This window comes from Erwinia sp. Eh17-17, assembly GCF_039675725.1.
GTDB lineage: Bacteria > Pseudomonadota > Gammaproteobacteria > Enterobacterales > Enterobacteriaceae > Erwinia.
The window spans coordinates 1-837 of the sequence record NZ_JBDFQT010000031.1; the positions used below are offsets into that span (position 1 = coordinate 1).

1 pseudogene is annotated in these 837 nt (G+C 64.9%); it reads left to right on the forward strand.

From position 1 onward, the window contains the following. Positions 1–837 (forward strand): annotated as a pseudogene (locus ABEH87_RS21650) (type VI secretion system ATPase TssH); the annotation flags it as partial.

Here is an 837-nt window from a genome sequence, read left to right on the forward strand (position 1 = left end):
GCCGGTTTTGCTGTTTATCGACGAGGCGCACACCATTATCGGCGCGGGCAACCAGGCGGGCGGGGCCGACGCCGCCAACCTGCTGAAACCGGCCCTGGCGCGCGGCGAGCTGCGCACCATCGCCGCCACCACCTGGAGCGAGTACAAGCAGTACTTCGAGAAGGACGCCGCGCTGGAGCGCCGCTTCCAGATGGTCAAAGTTGACGAGCCGGACGACGACACCGCCTGCCTGATGCTCAGAGGCCTGAAATCCCGCTACGCGCAGCACCACGGCGTACACATCAGCGACGACGCGGTGAAAGCGGCGGTCAGCCTGTCGCGCCGCTATCTGACGGGGCGCCAGCTGCCGGACAAGGCGGTCGACCTGCTGGACACCGCCGCCGCGCGCGTGCGCATGAGCCTGGACACCTTGCCTGAACAAATTGTGCGCCTGAAAGCACGGCTGACCGCACTGGAACTGGAAGAGCAGGCGCTGCTGGAAGATATCGCCGCCGGCAGTCACCGTCATGGTGACCGCCTGAGCGTTATTGAGCAGCAGCGGACTGAACTGGACGCGCGTATTCAGCAGCAGGAAGGTCGTTTCATCAACGTGAAGGCGCTGGCACAGCGTCTGATGGCCAGCCGGCAGGATATCAGCCAGCAGGCTGAGATTTGCGCCCTGCAACAGCAGCTCGAACAGGCGCAGCTGGGCGACGTGCTGGTTCAGGTGGACGTGGACACCCGCACCGTCGCCAACGTGATTGCCGACTGGACCGGGGTGCCGCTGTCTTCCCTGATGAAAGACGAGCAGACCGAACTGCTGACCCTGGAAAGTGAAATCGGCCGGCGCGTGGTCGG